The 15,818-nt window shown below is 68.8% G+C and carries 13 protein-coding genes; 8 read left to right on the forward strand and 5 right to left on the reverse strand.

All coding sequences use genetic code 11. From position 1 onward, the window contains the following. Window positions 1-1,035 (reverse strand): apolipoprotein N-acyltransferase (locus AC1D12_RS00915; RefSeq protein ID WP_477838440.1); only part of this gene is annotated, 1,035 nt, incomplete at its 3' end. Then, complete coding sequence (locus tag AC1D12_RS00920) at window positions 1,019-1,912, reverse strand: CorC family transporter (RefSeq protein WP_477826775.1); 894 nt, start codon at window positions 1,910-1,912, stop codon at window positions 1,019-1,021. The genes AC1D12_RS00915 and AC1D12_RS00920, both read right to left, overlap by 17 nt. 136 nt (window positions 1,913-2,048) lie before the next feature. On the opposite strand from AC1D12_RS00920, the gene AC1D12_RS00925 reads away from it, so the two are divergent. The 5 genes from AC1D12_RS00925 (at window position 2,049) to hslU (ending at window position 7,820) form a co-directional block, all read left to right on the forward strand. Then, on the forward strand, window positions 2,049-3,098 hold the full coding sequence (locus AC1D12_RS00925; protein ID WP_477826776.1) for a CobW family GTP-binding protein: 1,050 nt from the start codon (window positions 2,049-2,051) through the stop codon (window positions 3,096-3,098). Between the two features lie 123 nt (window positions 3,099-3,221). Then, complete coding sequence (gene dksA, locus AC1D12_RS00930; protein ID WP_477838442.1) at window positions 3,222-4,109, forward strand: RNA polymerase-binding protein DksA; 888 nt, start codon at window positions 3,222-3,224, stop codon at window positions 4,107-4,109. Window positions 4,110-4,140: 31 nt separating this feature from the next. Next, on the forward strand, window positions 4,141-5,865 hold the full coding sequence (locus tag AC1D12_RS00935; protein WP_465112812.1) for a hypothetical protein: 1,725 nt from the start codon (window positions 4,141-4,143) through the stop codon (window positions 5,863-5,865). Between the two features lie 57 nt (window positions 5,866-5,922). Further along, window positions 5,923-6,471: an ATP-dependent protease subunit HslV gene (hslV, locus tag AC1D12_RS00940; RefSeq protein WP_047509968.1), complete on the forward strand. Its 549-nt coding sequence runs from the start codon at window positions 5,923-5,925 to the stop codon at window positions 6,469-6,471. Further along, a complete protein-coding gene (gene hslU, locus AC1D12_RS00945; protein ID WP_047509966.1) occupies window positions 6,468-7,820 on the forward strand; it encodes an ATP-dependent protease ATPase subunit HslU in 1,353 nt (450 codons plus the stop codon). Before hslV ends, hslU begins: the two co-directional genes overlap by 4 nt. Here hslU and AC1D12_RS00950 read toward each other — a convergent pair. Further along, window positions 7,808-8,746 carry an AraC family transcriptional regulator gene (locus tag AC1D12_RS00950; RefSeq protein WP_477838444.1) on the reverse strand — a complete coding sequence of 313 codons (939 nt, stop codon included), beginning with the start codon at window positions 8,744-8,746 and terminating at the stop codon, window positions 7,808-7,810. The genes hslU and AC1D12_RS00950 overlap by 13 nt on opposite strands. A 100-nt stretch (window positions 8,747-8,846) precedes the next feature. Here AC1D12_RS00950 and AC1D12_RS00955 point away from each other — a divergent pair, with 100 nt between their 5' ends. Beyond that, complete coding sequence (locus AC1D12_RS00955) at window positions 8,847-9,863, forward strand: zinc-dependent alcohol dehydrogenase family protein (RefSeq protein WP_477838446.1); 1,017 nt, start codon at window positions 8,847-8,849, stop codon at window positions 9,861-9,863. Between the two features lie 14 nt (window positions 9,864-9,877). On the opposite strand, the gene AC1D12_RS00960 is transcribed toward AC1D12_RS00955, so the two are convergent. Further along, window positions 9,878-10,654: a type III pantothenate kinase gene (locus AC1D12_RS00960; protein ID WP_047509960.1), complete on the reverse strand. Its 777-nt coding sequence runs from the start codon at window positions 10,652-10,654 to the stop codon at window positions 9,878-9,880. A gap of 88 nt (window positions 10,655-10,742) precedes the next feature. Next, a complete protein-coding gene (locus tag AC1D12_RS00965) occupies window positions 10,743-11,369 on the reverse strand; it encodes a hypothetical protein (RefSeq protein WP_477825906.1) in 627 nt (208 codons plus the stop codon). A gap of 187 nt (window positions 11,370-11,556) precedes the next feature. Between AC1D12_RS00965 and AC1D12_RS00970 the strand changes: the two genes are divergently transcribed. Together AC1D12_RS00970 and icmF are read left to right on the forward strand one after the other, a co-directional pair. Beyond that, a complete protein-coding gene (locus tag AC1D12_RS00970) occupies window positions 11,557-12,393 on the forward strand; it encodes a PPK2 family polyphosphate kinase (protein ID WP_477838448.1) in 837 nt (278 codons plus the stop codon). A gap of 88 nt (window positions 12,394-12,481) precedes the next feature. Beyond that, window positions 12,482-15,775, forward strand: coding sequence for a fused isobutyryl-CoA mutase/GTPase IcmF (icmF, locus tag AC1D12_RS00975; RefSeq protein WP_477838472.1), 3,294 nt, complete (start codon window positions 12,482-12,484; stop codon window positions 15,773-15,775). The last annotated feature ends 43 nt before the right edge of the window (window positions 15,776-15,818 follow it).

Genomic DNA, 15,818 nt, shown 5'->3' on the forward strand with positions numbered 1-15,818 from the left:
CTTGGCCGTCTCGCGCGACAGCCCGACCGCCGAGTTCGTGTAGCCGGCCTCGAAGCTGCCCAGCGGAACGCCGATCAAGGCCGCCCGGTCGCCATGCTGGAAGCCGGCGGCCAGCGTGGCCCAGTAGCCCTCGGGCAACTGGTCGGGCAGCAGCGGCACGATGGTCTCGGGCGCGAGGATCAGGTCGCCGCGCGCCGACTGCAGCGTGGTCGCCGCCCACACCAAGGCCTGCGGCAGCTTGTCCTCGGCGAATTTCTCGTCCTGCGCGACGTTCGACTGCAGCAACGACAACTGCAGGCTGCCGCTGCCGCGCGTGAAATTGACCGGCTGCATCGCGGCCAACCCGCCGACCACCGCGACGCTCGTGATGACACCCAGCCCGCCCGGCCCGACGCCGTTGCGCAAGCCGATCACCGCCAGCGCGCCGAGCAGCGCCGCCACCCAGCCGATGCCGTGCACGCCGATCCACGGCGCCAGCAGCGCGAGCGGGCTGTCGACGTGCGAATACCCCGAGGCCGCCCACGGGAACCCGGTGAACAGCAGCCCGCGCGCCAGCTCGGCCAGCAGCCAGCAGGCGGCGAACACCAGCGCATCGACGACCAGCACGTTGCGCCGCAGCACGCCGAACAGCGCCATCGCCGCCGCGAAATACAGCGCCAGGAAGGCCGACAGCGCCACCACGGCAGCGCCCGCCATCCAGGCCGGCAGGCCGCCGTAGCGGTGCATGCTGACGTAGAGCCAGAACGTGCCGGCCACGAACCAGGCCGTCGCGAACGCCCAGCCGAGCAGCGCCGCCCGGCGTGGCGAGGCCCGACTGACGCGGAACGCGAGGCCGGCGACCGCCAGCAGCTGCAGGATCCACGCGTGCGTCCAGGTCGCGGCCAAGCTGTGCACGCCGCCGAGCACCAGCACCATCAGCAGGTCCAGGCCGAGGAACATGTTCTCGGAGGCGCCGACCTCGCGGCGCGCGCTGCGACGGCCCTTGCCGGGCCCAGGCGCCGCCGCCTGCGGCACCGCCCTAGGCACCGTCTTCACCCACGGCCGCCTCGGGCGCGCGCGTCACCTTGAACCAGCGCACCGCACCGCCGCGCGTCAGCATCACCGTGAAAATGAGGCTGCCGACCGGCACCGCCTCGCCGCGCCGCGGCACCCGGCCCAGTTCCTGGGCGACCAGGCCGCCGATGGTGTCGAAATCGTCCAGCGGCAGCACCTCGCCGAACGATTCGTTGACCGCCTCGATCGTGGTGTCGCCAGCCACCCGGTGGCTGCCGTCGGCCAGCGTGTAGATGCCGGATTCGCCGTCCTTCTCGTCGAATTCGTCCTCGATCTCGCCGACGATCTCTTCCARCACGTCCTCGATCGTGATCAGCCCGGCGGTGTTGCCGAACTCGTCGATCACGATCGCCAGGTGGTTGCGGTTGGAGCGGAAATCGCGCAGCAGCTCGTTCAGGCCCTTCGATTCGGGCACGAACACCGCCGGGCGCAGCAGCGTACGCAGGTTCAGTTCGGGCGCCCGCTGCAGCTTCAGCAGGTCTTTCGCCATCAGCGTGCCGACGATGTTCTCGCGCTGGCCCTCGAAGACCGGGAAACGGGAGTGGCCGGTGCCGATCACGAGCGCCAGCAGTTCGTCGTACGGGGACTCGATGTCGAGCAGGTCCATGCGCGGGGCGGCCACCATCGCGTCGCCGGCGGTCAGGTCGGCCATCCGGATCACGCCCTCGAGCATCATCCGCGACTCGGGAGCGATCAGCTCGCGGTTCTCCGCGTCGGCCAGCGTGGAGATCAGCTCGTCCTTGGAGTCGGGGCCGGGCGACATGAATTCCATCAGCCGCTCGAACAGGCCGCGCTTGTCCGCGGGAGCGGGGTGCTTGTCGGCGCCTCTGGAAGATCGACTCGGGTGGGGGTCTGACATCGCGCCGGGGCGAGAGTTCTACAGGGTCAAAAGCTTACTCGAAGCAGGGAGTCACACTGGCTTGACACATCTGATACCTTGAACAAAAGTTTTTCGGCCGCATCTGGCCCGCTTCCTTGTCAAGGACCGACATTCCATGAGCCTCATCCCCGCCACCATCCTGACCGGCTTCCTCGGATCGGGCAAGACCACGCTGCTCAAGCGCGTGCTGACCGAAGCGCACGGCCAGAAGATCGCCGTGATCGAGAACGAGTTCGGCGACGAGAACATCGACAACGAGATCCTGGTGCAGGACACCCAGGAGCAGATCATCCAGCTGAACAACGGCTGCGTCTGCTGCACGATCCGCGAAGACCTGCGCACCACGCTGAACGACCTGGCCGAGAAGCGCCGCAAGGGTGAACTGAGCTTCGACCGCGTCGTGATCGAGACCACCGGCCTGGCCGACCCCGGCCCGGTCGCCCAGACCTTCTTCATGGACGACGAGATCGCCGAGAGCTACCTGCTCGACTCGATCCTGACCCTGGTCGACGCCAAGCACGCCGAATCCCAGCTCGACACCCGCCAGGAGGCGCGCCGCCAGATCGGCTTCGCCGACCAGATCTTCATCAGCAAGACCGACCTGGTCGACGCCCCGGCGGTCGATGCGCTGATCCACCGGATCAAGCACATGAACCCGCGGGCGCCGCAACGCAAGGTGCACTTCGGCGAGGTGCCGCTGGCCGAGGTGTTCGACCTGCGCGGCTTCAACCTGAACGCCAAGCTCGACATCGACCCCGATTTCCTGAAGGCGGACGACCACGACCACCATCACCACCATGGCCACGATCATGATCATGACCACGAGCACGGCGAACACTGCGACCACCCGCACCACCATGTGCATGACGACGACGTGAAATCCTTCGTCTTCCGCTCCGACCGGGCGTTCAACCCGGCCAAGCTGGAGGATTTCCTGGGCGCGATCGTGCAGGTCTACGGCCCGAAGATGCTTCGTTACAAGGGCGTGCTCAATATGAAGGGCAGCGACAAGAAGGTGATCTTCCAGGGTGTGCACCAGCTGATGGGCAGCGACCTGGGCCCCGCCTGGGCCAAGGGCGAGAAGAAGACCAGCAAGATGGTGTTCATCGGCCTGGACCTGCCGAAGGAAATCTTCCTGCAGGGGCTGGAGCAGTGCCTCGTGTGATTCCGTCGAAATTCCCGTTGAGTCGGAAAACAACGTGGCTACAATCCGCGGCGCCCAAGTTTGGCTGCGGGGTGATTGCCCACCCCGCGGAGCGGGTATAACAGCCGTTGCGAGGAGATCTCAGTGACAAAGACCCCGGCCCAGCGAGCAACACCATCAGCGTCAACGGCGAAAAAGCCGGTGTCGGCCGCAAAGACTGCTGTCAAGACCGCGGTCAAACCTGCTGCCAAGGCCCCGGCCAAGGCAGCCGCTTCGCCGAAGGCGCCAGCCGCCAAGGCACCGGCGGCCAAGCCCGCGGCGAAGGCGGTGCATGCACCGGTGGCCGCGCCGGCCAAGCCGGTCGCCAAGGCCGTCGAGGTGGCTGCACCGAAACCGGTGGCCGTCAAGCCGCCGCCCGCCCCCAAGCTTTCCGCCGCCGCCCGGGCTTCGGCAGCGGCCTCGTCCCCGGCCCCGATTCCACCGGCCACATCCCGTTTCGCAGACCGCTTCGCGCCTCCGCGGCCGCCCACCCGACAGATGAATTCTCTTGTGACCGACATTTCCAAGCACGAACACAAAGCCGACCCCAAGCTCGCCAACGCCTGGAAGAACAAGCCCGGCGAGGCGCTGACCGACGACGAGCTGCAGGCCATGCCCGACAGCGAGTACATGAACGAGAAGCAGCTGGCCTTCTTCAAGGCCCGGCTGCAGCAGCTGAAGGACGATCTGCTCAGCAACGCCGGCGAAACCACCGAGCATCTGCGCGAAGACACCTCGATCGTCCCCGATCCTGCCGATCGCGCGACCATCGAGGAAGAGCACGCGCTCGAGCTGCGCACCCGCGACCGTGAGCGCAAGCTTCTGAAGAAAATCTCACAATCCCTGGGCCGCATCGAAGCCGGTGACTATGGTTTCTGCGACGAAACTGGCGAACCGATCGGATTGGGCCGCCTGATCGCACGGCCGACCGCTACACTGTCCCTCGAAGCCCAGCAACGGCGCGAGCTGAAGCAGAAGATGTTCGGCGACTGACAAGTACCCTTCGCGCACCCCGTCACCCGACATGTCGGATCAGAAAGACAACACCAGCTTCTTCCGAAAGGTTGTCAAGTTCGTGGCCAACCCGGCCACGGACTGGGCGCAGCTCGGCACCCCCACGGAAGAAGCCCGCGAGAGCGAGTACGCCAAGTCCGAGCTGAAGGCGATGATCGAGCGCAAGCGGCGCAACGATTTCGTSCGCAAGCGCGAATTCGACATGCTGCGCAAGGTGCGCCGCGAAGGCCTGACCAGCGAGCAGCTGGCGGCACTGGGTGGATCCTCCCGCCTCGATGACTCCGAAGCCCGCATGCAGGACAGCGGCGCCAAGCCGGATGTCGGCGTGAAGGCCAAGATCGACGAGATCGAGCAGCAGATGGTCGGTGACGGCCTCGCCTCGCCGTCGCGCCGCCCACCCTCTTTCTACGACGCACCGACCCAGCCGGCGGCCATCGGCTACGCGGCGACCGAGCCCGACCAGAGCCGCATCCGGCCCGAGCCGGCCCGTGCGAACGGTGCGCGCCCGCCCGCAGCCCAACCGGTCACCCCCGCCCGCCCGCCCGCCGGCGCGCCGGCCACGGTCGTGATGGGTGCCGGCCTGTCGCCGTTGTCGCCGCTGAACCTCGACATCGCCGGCGGCGACCTGGGCAACCCGTATGCGGTGGAAGTGAGCGAAGTCGCCCACGACCCCGAACTCGACGAGGCGGTGATCGCGTTCGCGAATGCCGATTTCGAGAGCTGCGAATCGTCGCTCGCCGCGCTGACCGGCCAGGGCGGCCCGCGCGCCCAGCACGCCGAAACCTGGCTGGCGCTGTTCGACCTGTACCGCGCGATCGGCCAGCACCACAAGTTCGAGAGCCTTGCGATCGACTACGCCCAGCAGTTCGGCTGGTCGGCGCCACAGTGGTTCTCGATGCCCAAGTTGGTGGCCGAGGCCGCCGGCGAGGAGCGCCGCCCCAGCTCGCGCATCGACGGCCAGGTCGGCTGGGTGTGCCCGAGCATCGTCGATGCCGACGCGGTGGCCCGGTTGCGCTCGCAATCGCTGCAGATGCCGCTGCCGTGGGTGTTCGACTGGAGCTCGCTGCAAAGCATCGACGCCGAGGCCTGCGCGCGCATGAGCGAGCTGTTCCGCGGCTGGATCAACGAACCGCTCGACATGCGCTGGCTGGGCGGCGACCGCCTGATGCAGGTGCTGCAGGATGCCGCGCCCACCGGCGTGCGCGATGCCGACCCCGTCTTCTGGCAGCTGCGCCTCGATGCGCTGCGCATGGCCAACCGCGCCGACCAGTTCGACGAAGCGGCCATCGACTACTGCGTCACCTACGAGGTGTCGCCGCCGTCGTGGGAGAGCGCGAAATGCCAGGTGCGCATCAGCGGCTCGAACATGAGCACGCAATCGCCGCCGATGTCGGTCGTCAGCGATGTGTCGACCAGCTTCCTCGAATCGCAGATGCCCGACGAACCGGGCGTGCAGGTCGCGGGGGTCGAGCTGTCCGGCCAGCTGGTCGGTGACATCGGTGCCACGCTGACGAAGATGAACGACGAGCTGGGCCATGCCGAGGTCGTCAACGTCTCGTGCGCCCGCCTGATCCGCGTCGACTTCATCGCGGCCGGCGACCTGCTGAACTGGGTGCTGGCGCGCCGCGGCGAGAACCGCGCCGTGACCTTCTCCGAAGCGCACCGCCTCGTCGCGCTGTTCTTCGGCGCGATGGGCATCAACGAGCACGCCAAGGTCAAGGTTCGGGTGGTCTGATTCCCGGGTCACAATCTTCGGCTTGAAGCCTCGCGCTTCGCCCGAATCTGAGACCCCATGGATCAATACCACGGCACCACCATCCTGAGCGTGCGGCGCGGCAACCTCGTCGCGCTCGGCGGCGACGGCCAGGTCACCCTCGGCAACGTCGTCGTGAAGGCCACGGCCCGCAAGGTGCGCAAGCTGTACCGCGACCAGGTGCTCGCCGGCTTCGCCGGGGCCACCGCCGACGCCTTCACCCTCTTCGAACGCTTCGAGGCCAAGCTCGAGAAGCACCAGGGCCACCTGGTGCGCGCCGCGATCGAGCTGACCAAGGACTGGCGCACCGACCGCGTGCTGCGCCGCCTGGAGGCGATGCTGGCGGTGGCCGACAAGGAAGCCTCGCTGATCATCACCGGCAACGGCGACGTGCTGGAGCCCGAGAAGGGCATCGTCGCGATCGGCTCCGGCGGCTCGTATGCGCAGGCCGCCGCGATCGCGCTGCTGGAGCACACCGACCTGGCGCCGCAGGACATCGTCAAGCGATCGCTCGAGATCGCCGGCGACCTGTGCATCTACACGAACCAGAACCACACGATCGAAATCCTGGGCGAAAGCACCCGATGAGCTCCATGACCCCGCAAGAGATYGTGTCCGAGCTGGACAAGCACATCGTCGGCCAGGCCGGCGCCAAGCGCGCGGTCGCGATCGCGCTGCGCAACCGCTGGCGCCGCCAGCAGGTCGACGGCGCGCTGCGCGGCGAGATCACGCCGAAGAACATCCTGATGATCGGCCCGACCGGCGTCGGCAAGACCGAGATCGCGCGCCGGCTGGCCAAGCTGGCCGATGCGCCGTTCATCAAGGTCGAGGCGACCAAGTTCACCGAGGTCGGCTACGTCGGCAAGGACGTCGACACCATCATCCGCGACCTGGTCGACATGGCCGTCAAGCAGGAGCGCGAGACGCAGATCAAGCGCCAGCGGGTGCGCGCCGAAGACGCCGCGGAAGACCGGGTGCTCGACATCCTGGTGCCGCCGCCGCGCGCCGCGAGCAGCGACTTCGGCCTGACACCGACCACCCCGGCCGCACCGGCGGCCGACAACACCGCCCGCCAGGTGATGCGCAAGCGGCTGCGCGAAGGCTCGCTCGACGACAAGGAGATCGAGATCGAGGTGGCCGACACCAAGCCGACGCTGGACATCATCGGCCCGCCGGGGATGGACGAGATGGCCGAGCAGCTGAAGGGCATGTTCGCCAACCTCGGCAGCGCCAAGCGCAAGCTGCGCAAGCTGAAGATCGGCGAGGCGCTGAAGCTGCTGGTCGACGACGAGGCGGCCAAGCTCGTCAACGAGGACGAGATCAAGACCGCCGCGCTGCACAACACCGAGCAGAACGGCATCGTGTTCCTCGACGAGATCGACAAGGTCGCGTCGCGCAACGAATCGAGCGGCGCCGATGTCTCGCGCCAGGGCGTGCAGCGCGACCTGCTGCCGCTGGTCGAGGGCACCACCGTCAACACCAAGTACGGCATGGTGAAGACCGACCACATCCTGTTCATCGCGTCGGGTGCGTTCCACCTGAGCAAGCCGAGCGACCTGATCCCCGAGCTGCAGGGGCGCTTCCCGATCCGCGTCGAGCTCGGCTCGCTGAGCGTCGACGATTTCGAGGCCATCCTGACGCAGACGCACGCGAGCCTCGTCAAGCAGTACCAGGCGCTGCTCGCGACCGAGGGCGTCACACTCGAGCTGCGGCCCGACGCCATCCGCCGCCTGGCGCAGATCGCGTTCGACGTGAACGAGCGCACCGAGAACATCGGCGCGCGGCGCCTGTCGACGGTGATGGAGCGCCTGCTCGACGAGGTGAGTTTCGACGCACCGAAGCTGTCGGGCCAGACGGTGTCGATCGGCGCCGCCGAGGTCGATGCGAAGCTCGGCGAGCTGGCGAAGAACGAAGACCTGTCGCGCTACATCCTCTGAGCCTGCGCGGCCGCCTCGCGCCGCCAGGCGCCGGGCGGCAGGCCGGTGACGCGCTTGAACGCCTTGTTGAAGGCCGGCTCGGAGTCGTAGCCCACCTGGGCCGCGATGCCCGCGAGCGGCGCATCGCCGGCGCGCATCAGGCAGCCGGCACGGAACATCCGCCAGCGCGTCAGGTATTCGAGCGGCGGCTCACCCACCTGCTGGCGGAAGCGCTGCGCGAACGCCGAGCGCGACAGGCCGGCCGCCGACGCCAGTTCGTCGACGGTCCAGGCCCGCGCGAGTTCATGGTGCATGCGGCGCAAGGCCGCGCCGATGCGGCGGTCGGCCCAGGCCGTCAGCCAGCTCGCACCCGCCCCCTCGTCCAGCGCGACCGCCTGCGCATGCGAGCGCACCGCATGCACGAACAGGATGTCGGCGAGCCGGCTGATCACGGTGCCAGAGCCGAGCGCCGGGGTGCCAGTTTCGACCGCGAGCATCTGCAGCGTGGCCTGCAGCAGCCGGCTGCGGTCGTCGTCCAGCCGCGCCAGCAGCAGCGCGGGAATCAGCTCGACCAGCGGCTTCGCCGCCAGCGCATCGAATTCGAACCACCCGGTGATCGCGGTGGCCGGCGCACCGCCGCCGCCCAGCGTCACGACGCCGCCGACGTGGTCGCGCACCGTCTCGCTGCACGGCCGCGTCGCGGAACCAGGAGCGTCGCTCAGTACGTAGCGCGAGCCGCGCACCATCACGAAGCAATCGCCCGCCGCCAGCGCGAGCGGCGGCCCGGCGCCGTCCAGCTGCAGCAGCGCACTGCCCCGCACGACGAGCCCGAAGCGCGCCATGCGGCCGGCCGCGAAATCCAGGCCCCAGGGCGCGCTCAGTTCGAGCCGTGCGTACAACGCGCTGCGCACCCGCATCGCGGCAAAGATGTCATCGAGGGGGTCCATCATTTTTTGGACGGTCAGGCAAGAGATCGAGCGTAGCAGGTATTCATCGTCCTGGACCTGCCTCCCAGAATGGGGCCATCCCCTTCTCGACGAGACCGCGATGCAAAGCCTTCACCTGGATGCCGACAACCCTGCAGCGCCCCTGGTGGTGCGAGACGCGCCACCGGCATCGCCCGGCCCGCACGACGTGCGCGTGCGCGTGCACGCGGTGTCGCTGAACCGGCGCGACCTGATGATCCGCGCCGGCACCTACCCGGTTCCGTTGACGCCGGGGGTCGTGCCGGTCAGCGACGGTGCGGGCGAGGTGATCGAGGTGGGCCGCGCGGTGACGCGCTTCGCGGTCGGCGATCGGGTGACCAGCACCTACTTCCCGCAGTGGACCGAAGGCCGGCTGAGCCTGGCGCAGGCGATGCAGCAGACCGGCTGCAGCCTGCCGGGCTGGCTGGCCAGCGAGGTGGTGGTCGACGAAGGATCGGTGCTCGCGATGCCGGACCACCTCGGCTTCGACGAAGCGGCCACGCTGCCCTGCGCCRCGCTGACCGCGTGGAACGGCCTGACCGGCGGCCGGCCGGTGCGCGCCGGCAGCACGGTGCTGACGCTGGGCGCCGGCAGCATCGCGGTGTTCGCGATCCAGTTCGCGAAGGCGCTCGGCGCCCGCGTGATCGCGACGACGTCCGGCGACGACAAGGCAGCGCGCTTGAAGTCGCTCGGCGCGGACGAGGTCGTCGACTACCGGCAGCGGGCCGACTGGGACCGCGAGGTGCTGCGCCTGACCGACGGCCGCGGCGCCGACCATGTGATCGAGGCGGTCGGGCCGGCCACGCTGGAGCGCTCGCTGCGCTGCGCCGCGTGGGATGCCGACATCGGCCTGATGGGCGTGTTCGGCACCGACGACGCCCGCCTCGACCCGCGCGCCTTCAGCGGCCGGCTGCTGACGCTGCGCCGCATTGCCGTCGGCAGCCGCAGCGACTTCGAGGCGATGAACCGGCTGATCGCCGCGCACCGGCTGAGGCCGGTGATCGATCACGTGTTCCCCATCGATCAGGCCGAGGCCGCCTACCGGCACCTGGCCGACGGCGCGCACCTCGGCAAGGTGGTCATCCGCGTCAGCGGCTGATCACAGCGCCGGGATCACAGCGCCAGGCGGTGCGACTGCAGCTCCAGCAGCCCGTCGAAGATCAGCGTGTCGACGGTCTCGAACGGCAGCGGCACGATCGGCGCCAGCTTCACGGCCGCGCCGCCGGTCATCACGAACACCGGCTCCTGGCCGGTGCGCGCACGCAGCTTGTCCGCCATGCGCAGGATCGCTCCGGCCATCGCATGCGCGCCGCCGCTCATCAGCGCATCGCTGGTGTTGGTCGGGAAATCGACCACCTCGCCGGTCGGTGCCTTCAGGCCCGCGGTGCCCATCTCGAGGGCACGCAGCATCAGCCCGAAGCCCGGCAGGATCATGCCGCCGATGAAACGTCCGGTTTCATCCAGCGCATCGACGGTGACGGCCGTGCCCACCATCACCACCAGCGCGGGCCGCGGCGCACCGGCCGCCCGCACGCGCTGCCAGGCGCCGATCAACGCGACCCAGCGGTCGGTGCCGAGGCGGTTCGGGTGGTCGTAGCCGTTGGTGACGCCGGCGGCATGCGCGGTCGAGACCACCCAGCGCGGCTCGATCTGCCAGTGCGCGAGCTGCTCCAGCTGCTCCTCGACCTCGCGCCGGATGCCCTCGCCGGCCACCACGCAGCCCAGCATGCTGCTCGGCGGCGGCAGGTTCTTCCATTCGGTGTCGGCCAGCCGGTCGATGGTTTCGAGGAAGACGGCGCCGTGCGCCAGCAGCCGCGCGCCCGGTTGCGGACTGCCGTAGTGCGCCCACTTGAGCCGCGTGTTGCCGATGTCGATGGCCAGGAACGTCATGGCCGCAAGGGTAACCGCTGCCGCCCGGGCGACAGGCCGGCATCCGGCAAACCCGGGAAAGTCCCGGGCCCGCCGCGCGCCAGCCGCTTCAGGCCGCCGACGGCGAGTTGACGGTGCGCAGCAGGTCGCGCACGCGGGCAATCGTCTGCGCCGCCCAGATGCCCTTGAACGGCTTCGTGATGCGTTGCTCCACTTCGTCGAGCAGCGCCTCGATGTCGTTGCGCGAGCGCGCCCGCTTCAGGCGCATCAGCGTCAGCGAGCCGGCGACCGGCGCCTCGGCCTTCACGGCGCGCATCAGGATCGCGCGCGCTTCGTCGAGCGCGGCGTCGGCTTCGTCCAGCGGCGCCAGGTCGGAGATCGGCAACTCGCCGAGCATCGAATCGGTGAGCACCGACTCCGGCTGCAGGCTCAGCGACGGCGGCAACGGGCCGGAGACGGTGTCCAGCGGCAGGTCGACATCGAGCGGTGCCAGGCCGGAATTGCCCTGCATCGAACCGGTGCCCTGCGTGAACATGATCAGGCCCATGGCCACCAGCTCGTCGAAGATCTGGTCGGGCACCCCGGCCTGCACGGCGAGCTGCCGCACCTGGCTCTCGCGCCTGCGACCATCGACCAGCAGCAAGACCGTGCGATGCCGCTGTCCCAGTTTTCGTTGTCGACTGCCCAACTCGTCGACGCCTTCCGGCGTCTTCACGGGGATATTGATGCTCGGCACGGAACCACTCCTGATGTTCTGCCCTGGCGCCCCCTCCGGCGCTGTACTTCTGAACGGCGCGATTGTGCCGCCGGAATCGGGTCGGGTAGACCATGATTCCCCGCAACGGAGTGCGGCCGCCCGCTGCGAAGTATCGGCGATACACTCGCGATTGACGTATACGTCAATTGCAACGAACGGAGTCCACGTGACGACCAAGGCACCGGATGGGGCGGATTTCCAGTATGCGGACGCCGGGAGCAAGAAGCGCGCCTTCGACCTCTCCGCGATCGATCCCGGCGCAAAGCCGTTCTCGACCGGCGMCAAGCCGGCCGACAAGGCGGCTGTCGATGCACTGGCGCTGGAGCTCGACGAACTGCAGAACCTGTTCTTCGCCGACCGCCGCTTCAAGCTGCTGGTGGTGCTGCAGGGCACCGACACCAGCGGCAAGGACGGCACGCTGCGCGGCGTGTTCGGCCAGATGAGCGCGCTGGGCGTGCAGACGGTCGGCTGGAAGGCGCCGACCGCCCCGGAGCGCGACCACGACTTCCTGTGGCGCATCCACCAGAAGGTGCCGGGTGCCGGCGAGGTGATGGTCTTCAACCGCAGCCACTACGAAGACGTGCTGGTGCCGGTGGTGAACGGCTGGATCACGCCGCAGCAGGCGCGCCAGCGCTACGCCCACATCAACGACTTCGAGCGCATGCTGACCGAGACCGGCACCGTGGTGCTGAAGTTCATGCTGCACATCTCGAAGGACGAGCAGCGCGCCCGGCTGCAGGAGCGGCTGGACGACCCGACGAAGAACTGGAAGTTCGCGCCCGAGGACCTGACCGTGCGCAAGCAGTGGAAGGCCTACCAGCAGGCGTATGCCGATGCGATCGCAGCCACCGGCACGCGCTGGGCGCCGTGGACCGTGGTGCCGGCCGATTCGAAGACGCACCGCAACCTGATGATCGCGACGCTGGTGAAGCGCGCGCTGCTCGGGCTGAAGCTGCGCTACCCGCCGGCCAGCGACGACCTCGCGAAGCTGCGCGTGCGCTGACACGGAGACACTGATGACCGCTGATCCTTCAACGCGCAACCGGCCGAGCGCCGGGCCGCTCCCAAGCCGGCCGGCATCCCCTCGGGGGATCGGCGAAGGTACCCCTTCGACGAGGGGCAGTCATGACTACCGGCCCACGCACAAGGTGCGCTTCGTGACCGCCGCGAGCCTGTTCGACGGCCACGACGCGGCGATCAACATCATGCGGCGCATCCTGCAGGGCATGGGCGCCGAGGTGATCCACCTGGGGCACAACCGCTCGGTCGACGAGGTGGTCACCGCGGCGCTGCAGGAAGACGTGCAGGGCATCGCGATCAGCAGCTACCAGGGCGGGCACGTCGAGTACTTCAAGTACATGGTCGACCTGCTGCGCGAGCGCGGCGGCGCGCACATCCAGGTGTTCGGCGGCGGCGGCGGCGTGATCGTGCCGGCCGAGATCGCCGAGCTGCAGCGCTACGGCGTGAGCCGCATCTACAGCCCCGAAGACGGCCAGCGCATGGGCCTGCAGGGAATGATCGGCGAGATGGTGATGCGCTGCGACCAAGACCTGTCGCCGCATGCGCCCACGGCGCTGGCGGCGATCCAAGGCCGCGGCGAGCCGCAGCGGCGTGCGCTGGCACAGCTGATCACCGCGCTCGAGAACGGCGCCGTGCCCGAGGCCCTGAAGGCCGAGCTGCACGCCGTCGCGCAGCAGAACGCGCCGCCGGTGCTCGGCATCACCGGCACCGGCGGCGCCGGCAAGAGCTCGCTGACCGACGAGCTGATCCGCCGGCTGCGCCTCGACCAGGGCGACGCACTGCACGTCGCGGTGATCAGCATCGACCCGTCGCGCCGCAAGAGCGGCGGCGCGTTGCTCGGTGACCGCATCCGCATGAACGCGATCGCACCGTGGCGGGCCGGACCGCGGGTCTTCATGCGCAGCCTGGCCACGCGCGACTTCGGCAGCGAGATCAGCCAGGCCCTGCCCGACGTGCTGGCCGCCTGCCGCGCCGCCGGCTTCGACCTCGTGATCGTCGAGACCTCCGGCATCGGCCAGGGCGATGCGGCGATCGTGCCGCTGGTCGACGTGCCGATGTACGTGATGACGCCGGAGTTCGGTGCCGCGAGCCAGCTCGAGAAGATCGACATGCTGGATTTCGCCGAGTTCGTCGCGATCAACAAGTTCGACCGCAAGGGCGCGGCCGACGCGCTGCGCGACGTGGCCAAGCAGGTGCAGCGCAACCGCGAGGCCTGGGGCACGCGGCCCGACGAGATGCCAGTGTTCGGCACGATGGCCAGCCGCTTCAACGACGACGGCGTGACCGCGCTGTACCAGGCGCTGCTGCCGCGGCTGGCCGCCCTCGGCATGCCGGTGCGCGCGGGCGTGCTGCCGCCGGCCGCGACGCGCCACAGCACCCACCAGGTGCCGATCGTGCCCGGCGCGCGCGTGCGCTACCTGGCCGAGATCAGCGACACGGTGCGCGGCTACAAGCAGCACGCGCGCGCGCAGGCCCGGCTCGCGCGCGAGGTGCAGCAGCTGCGTGGTGCGGCGCGCATGCTGCTGGAGGCCGATGCGGCGCAACCGGCTCACGCGAATGCCGCGGCGCAGCTCGCCGACCAGCGCGAGCAGCGGCTCGATGCCGCGTCGCGCAAGCTGCTGGCGCAGTGGCCGCAGCTGCAGGCCGCCTATGCGGGTGACGAGTACGTCGTGAAGATCCGCGACAAGGAACTGCGCACCGCGCTGACCACGCAGAGCCTGTCGGGCACCAAGGTGCGCAAGGTGGCGCTGCCGCAGTTCGAGGACCACGGCGAGATCCTGAAGTGGCTGCTGCTCGACAACGTGCCCGGCAGCTTCCCGTACAGCGCCGGCACCTTCGCGTTCAAGCGCGAGGGCGAGGACCCGACGCGCATGTTCGCCGGCGAAGGCGATGCCTTCCGCACCAACCGGCGCTTCAAGCTGCTGTCCGAAGGCATGCCGGCGAAGCGGTTGTCGACCGCGTTCGACAGCGTCACGCTGTACGGCAACGACCCGGCGCTGCGGCCCGACATCTACGGCAAGGTCGGCAACTCCGGTGTCAGCATCGCGACGCTGGACGACATGAAGGTGCTGTACGGCGGCTTCGACCTGTGCAACCCGGCCACCAGCGTCAGCATGACGATCAACGGGCCGGCGCCGACGATCCTCGCGATGTTCATGAACACCGCGATCGACCAGCAGCTGGAGCGCTTCCAGGCCGACAACGGCCGCGAGCCGAGCGACGATGAACTGCACAAGATCCGCGCGTGGGTGCAGCAGAACGTGCGCGGCACGGTGCAGGCCGACATCCTGAAGGAAGACCAGGGGCAGAACACCTGCATCTTCTCGACCGAGTTCAGCCTGAAGGTGATGGGCGACATCGCCGAATACTTCGTGCACCACCAGGTGCGCAACTTCTACTCGGTGAGCATCAGCGGCTACCACATCGCCGAAGCGGGGGCGAACCCGATCAGCCAGCTCGCGTTCACGCTGAGCAACGGCTTCACGTTCGTCGAGGCGTATCTCGCGCGCGGCATGCACGTCGACGACTTCGCGCCGAACCTGAGCTTCTTCTTCAGCAACGGCATGGACCCGGAGTACACCGTGCTGGGCCGCGTCGCGCGGCGTATCTGGGCGGTGGCGATGCGCGAGCGCTACGGCGCCAACGAGCGCAGCCAGAAGCTGAAGTACCACGTGCAGACCTCGGGCCGCTCGCTGCATGCGCAGGAGATCCAGTTCAACGACATCCGCACCACGCTGCAGGCGCTGATCGCGGTCTACGACAACTGCAACTCGCTGCACACCAATGCCTTCGACGAGGCGATCACGACGCCGACCGAGGACAGCGTGCGCCGCGCGATGGCGATCCAGCTGATCATCAACCGCGAATGGGGCCTGGCGAAGAACGAGAACCCGAACCAGGGCGCGTTCATCATCGACGAGCTGACCGAGCTGGTGGAAGAGGCGGTGCTGGCCGAGTTCGAGAAGATCGCCGAGCGCGGCGGCGTGCTGGGTGCGATGGAGACCGGCTACCAGCGCGGCCAGATCCAGGAGGAGAGCATGCACTACGAGATGCTCAAGCACACCGGCGAGTACCCGATCATCGGCGTCAACACCTTCCGCAACCCGCACGGCGACCCGGTGCAGGATCACATCGAGCTGGCGCGCTCGACCGACGACGAGAAGCAGTCGCAGCTCGCGCGGCTTGCCGCCTTCCATGCAACGCATGCCGATGCGGCGCCGGCGATGCTGGCGCGGCTGCAGCAGGCGGTGATCGCGAACGGCAACGTGTTCGAGGTGCTGATGGACGCGGTGCGCTGCTGCTCGCTCGGGCAGATCACCGCGGCGCTGTTCGAGGTGGGCGGGCAGTACCGGCGCAGCATGTAGCCGGGCCGGCGCCTGCCGGCAAGCTTGGGGATGCCGGCACACG

Source organism: Rhizobacter sp. P1_G5 (genome assembly GCF_056405435.1).

What these genes read in the sequence shown, in the direction of transcription:
- AC1D12_RS00960 (WP_047509960.1), bottom strand. Translation starts at nt 10,654, where the DNA reads ATGACGTTCCTGGCCATCGACATCGGCAACACGCGGCTCAAGTGGGCG.
- hslV (WP_047509968.1), top strand. Translation starts at nt 5,923, where the DNA reads ATGGATCAATACCACGGCACCACCATCCTGAGCGTGCGGCGCGGCAAC.
- AC1D12_RS00925 (WP_477826776.1), top strand. Translation starts at nt 2,049, where the DNA reads ATGAGCCTCATCCCCGCCACCATCCTGACCGGCTTCCTCGGATCGGGC.
- AC1D12_RS00950 (WP_477838444.1), bottom strand. Translation starts at nt 8,746, where the DNA reads ATGGACCCCCTCGATGACATCTTTGCCGCGATGCGGGTGCGCAGCGCG.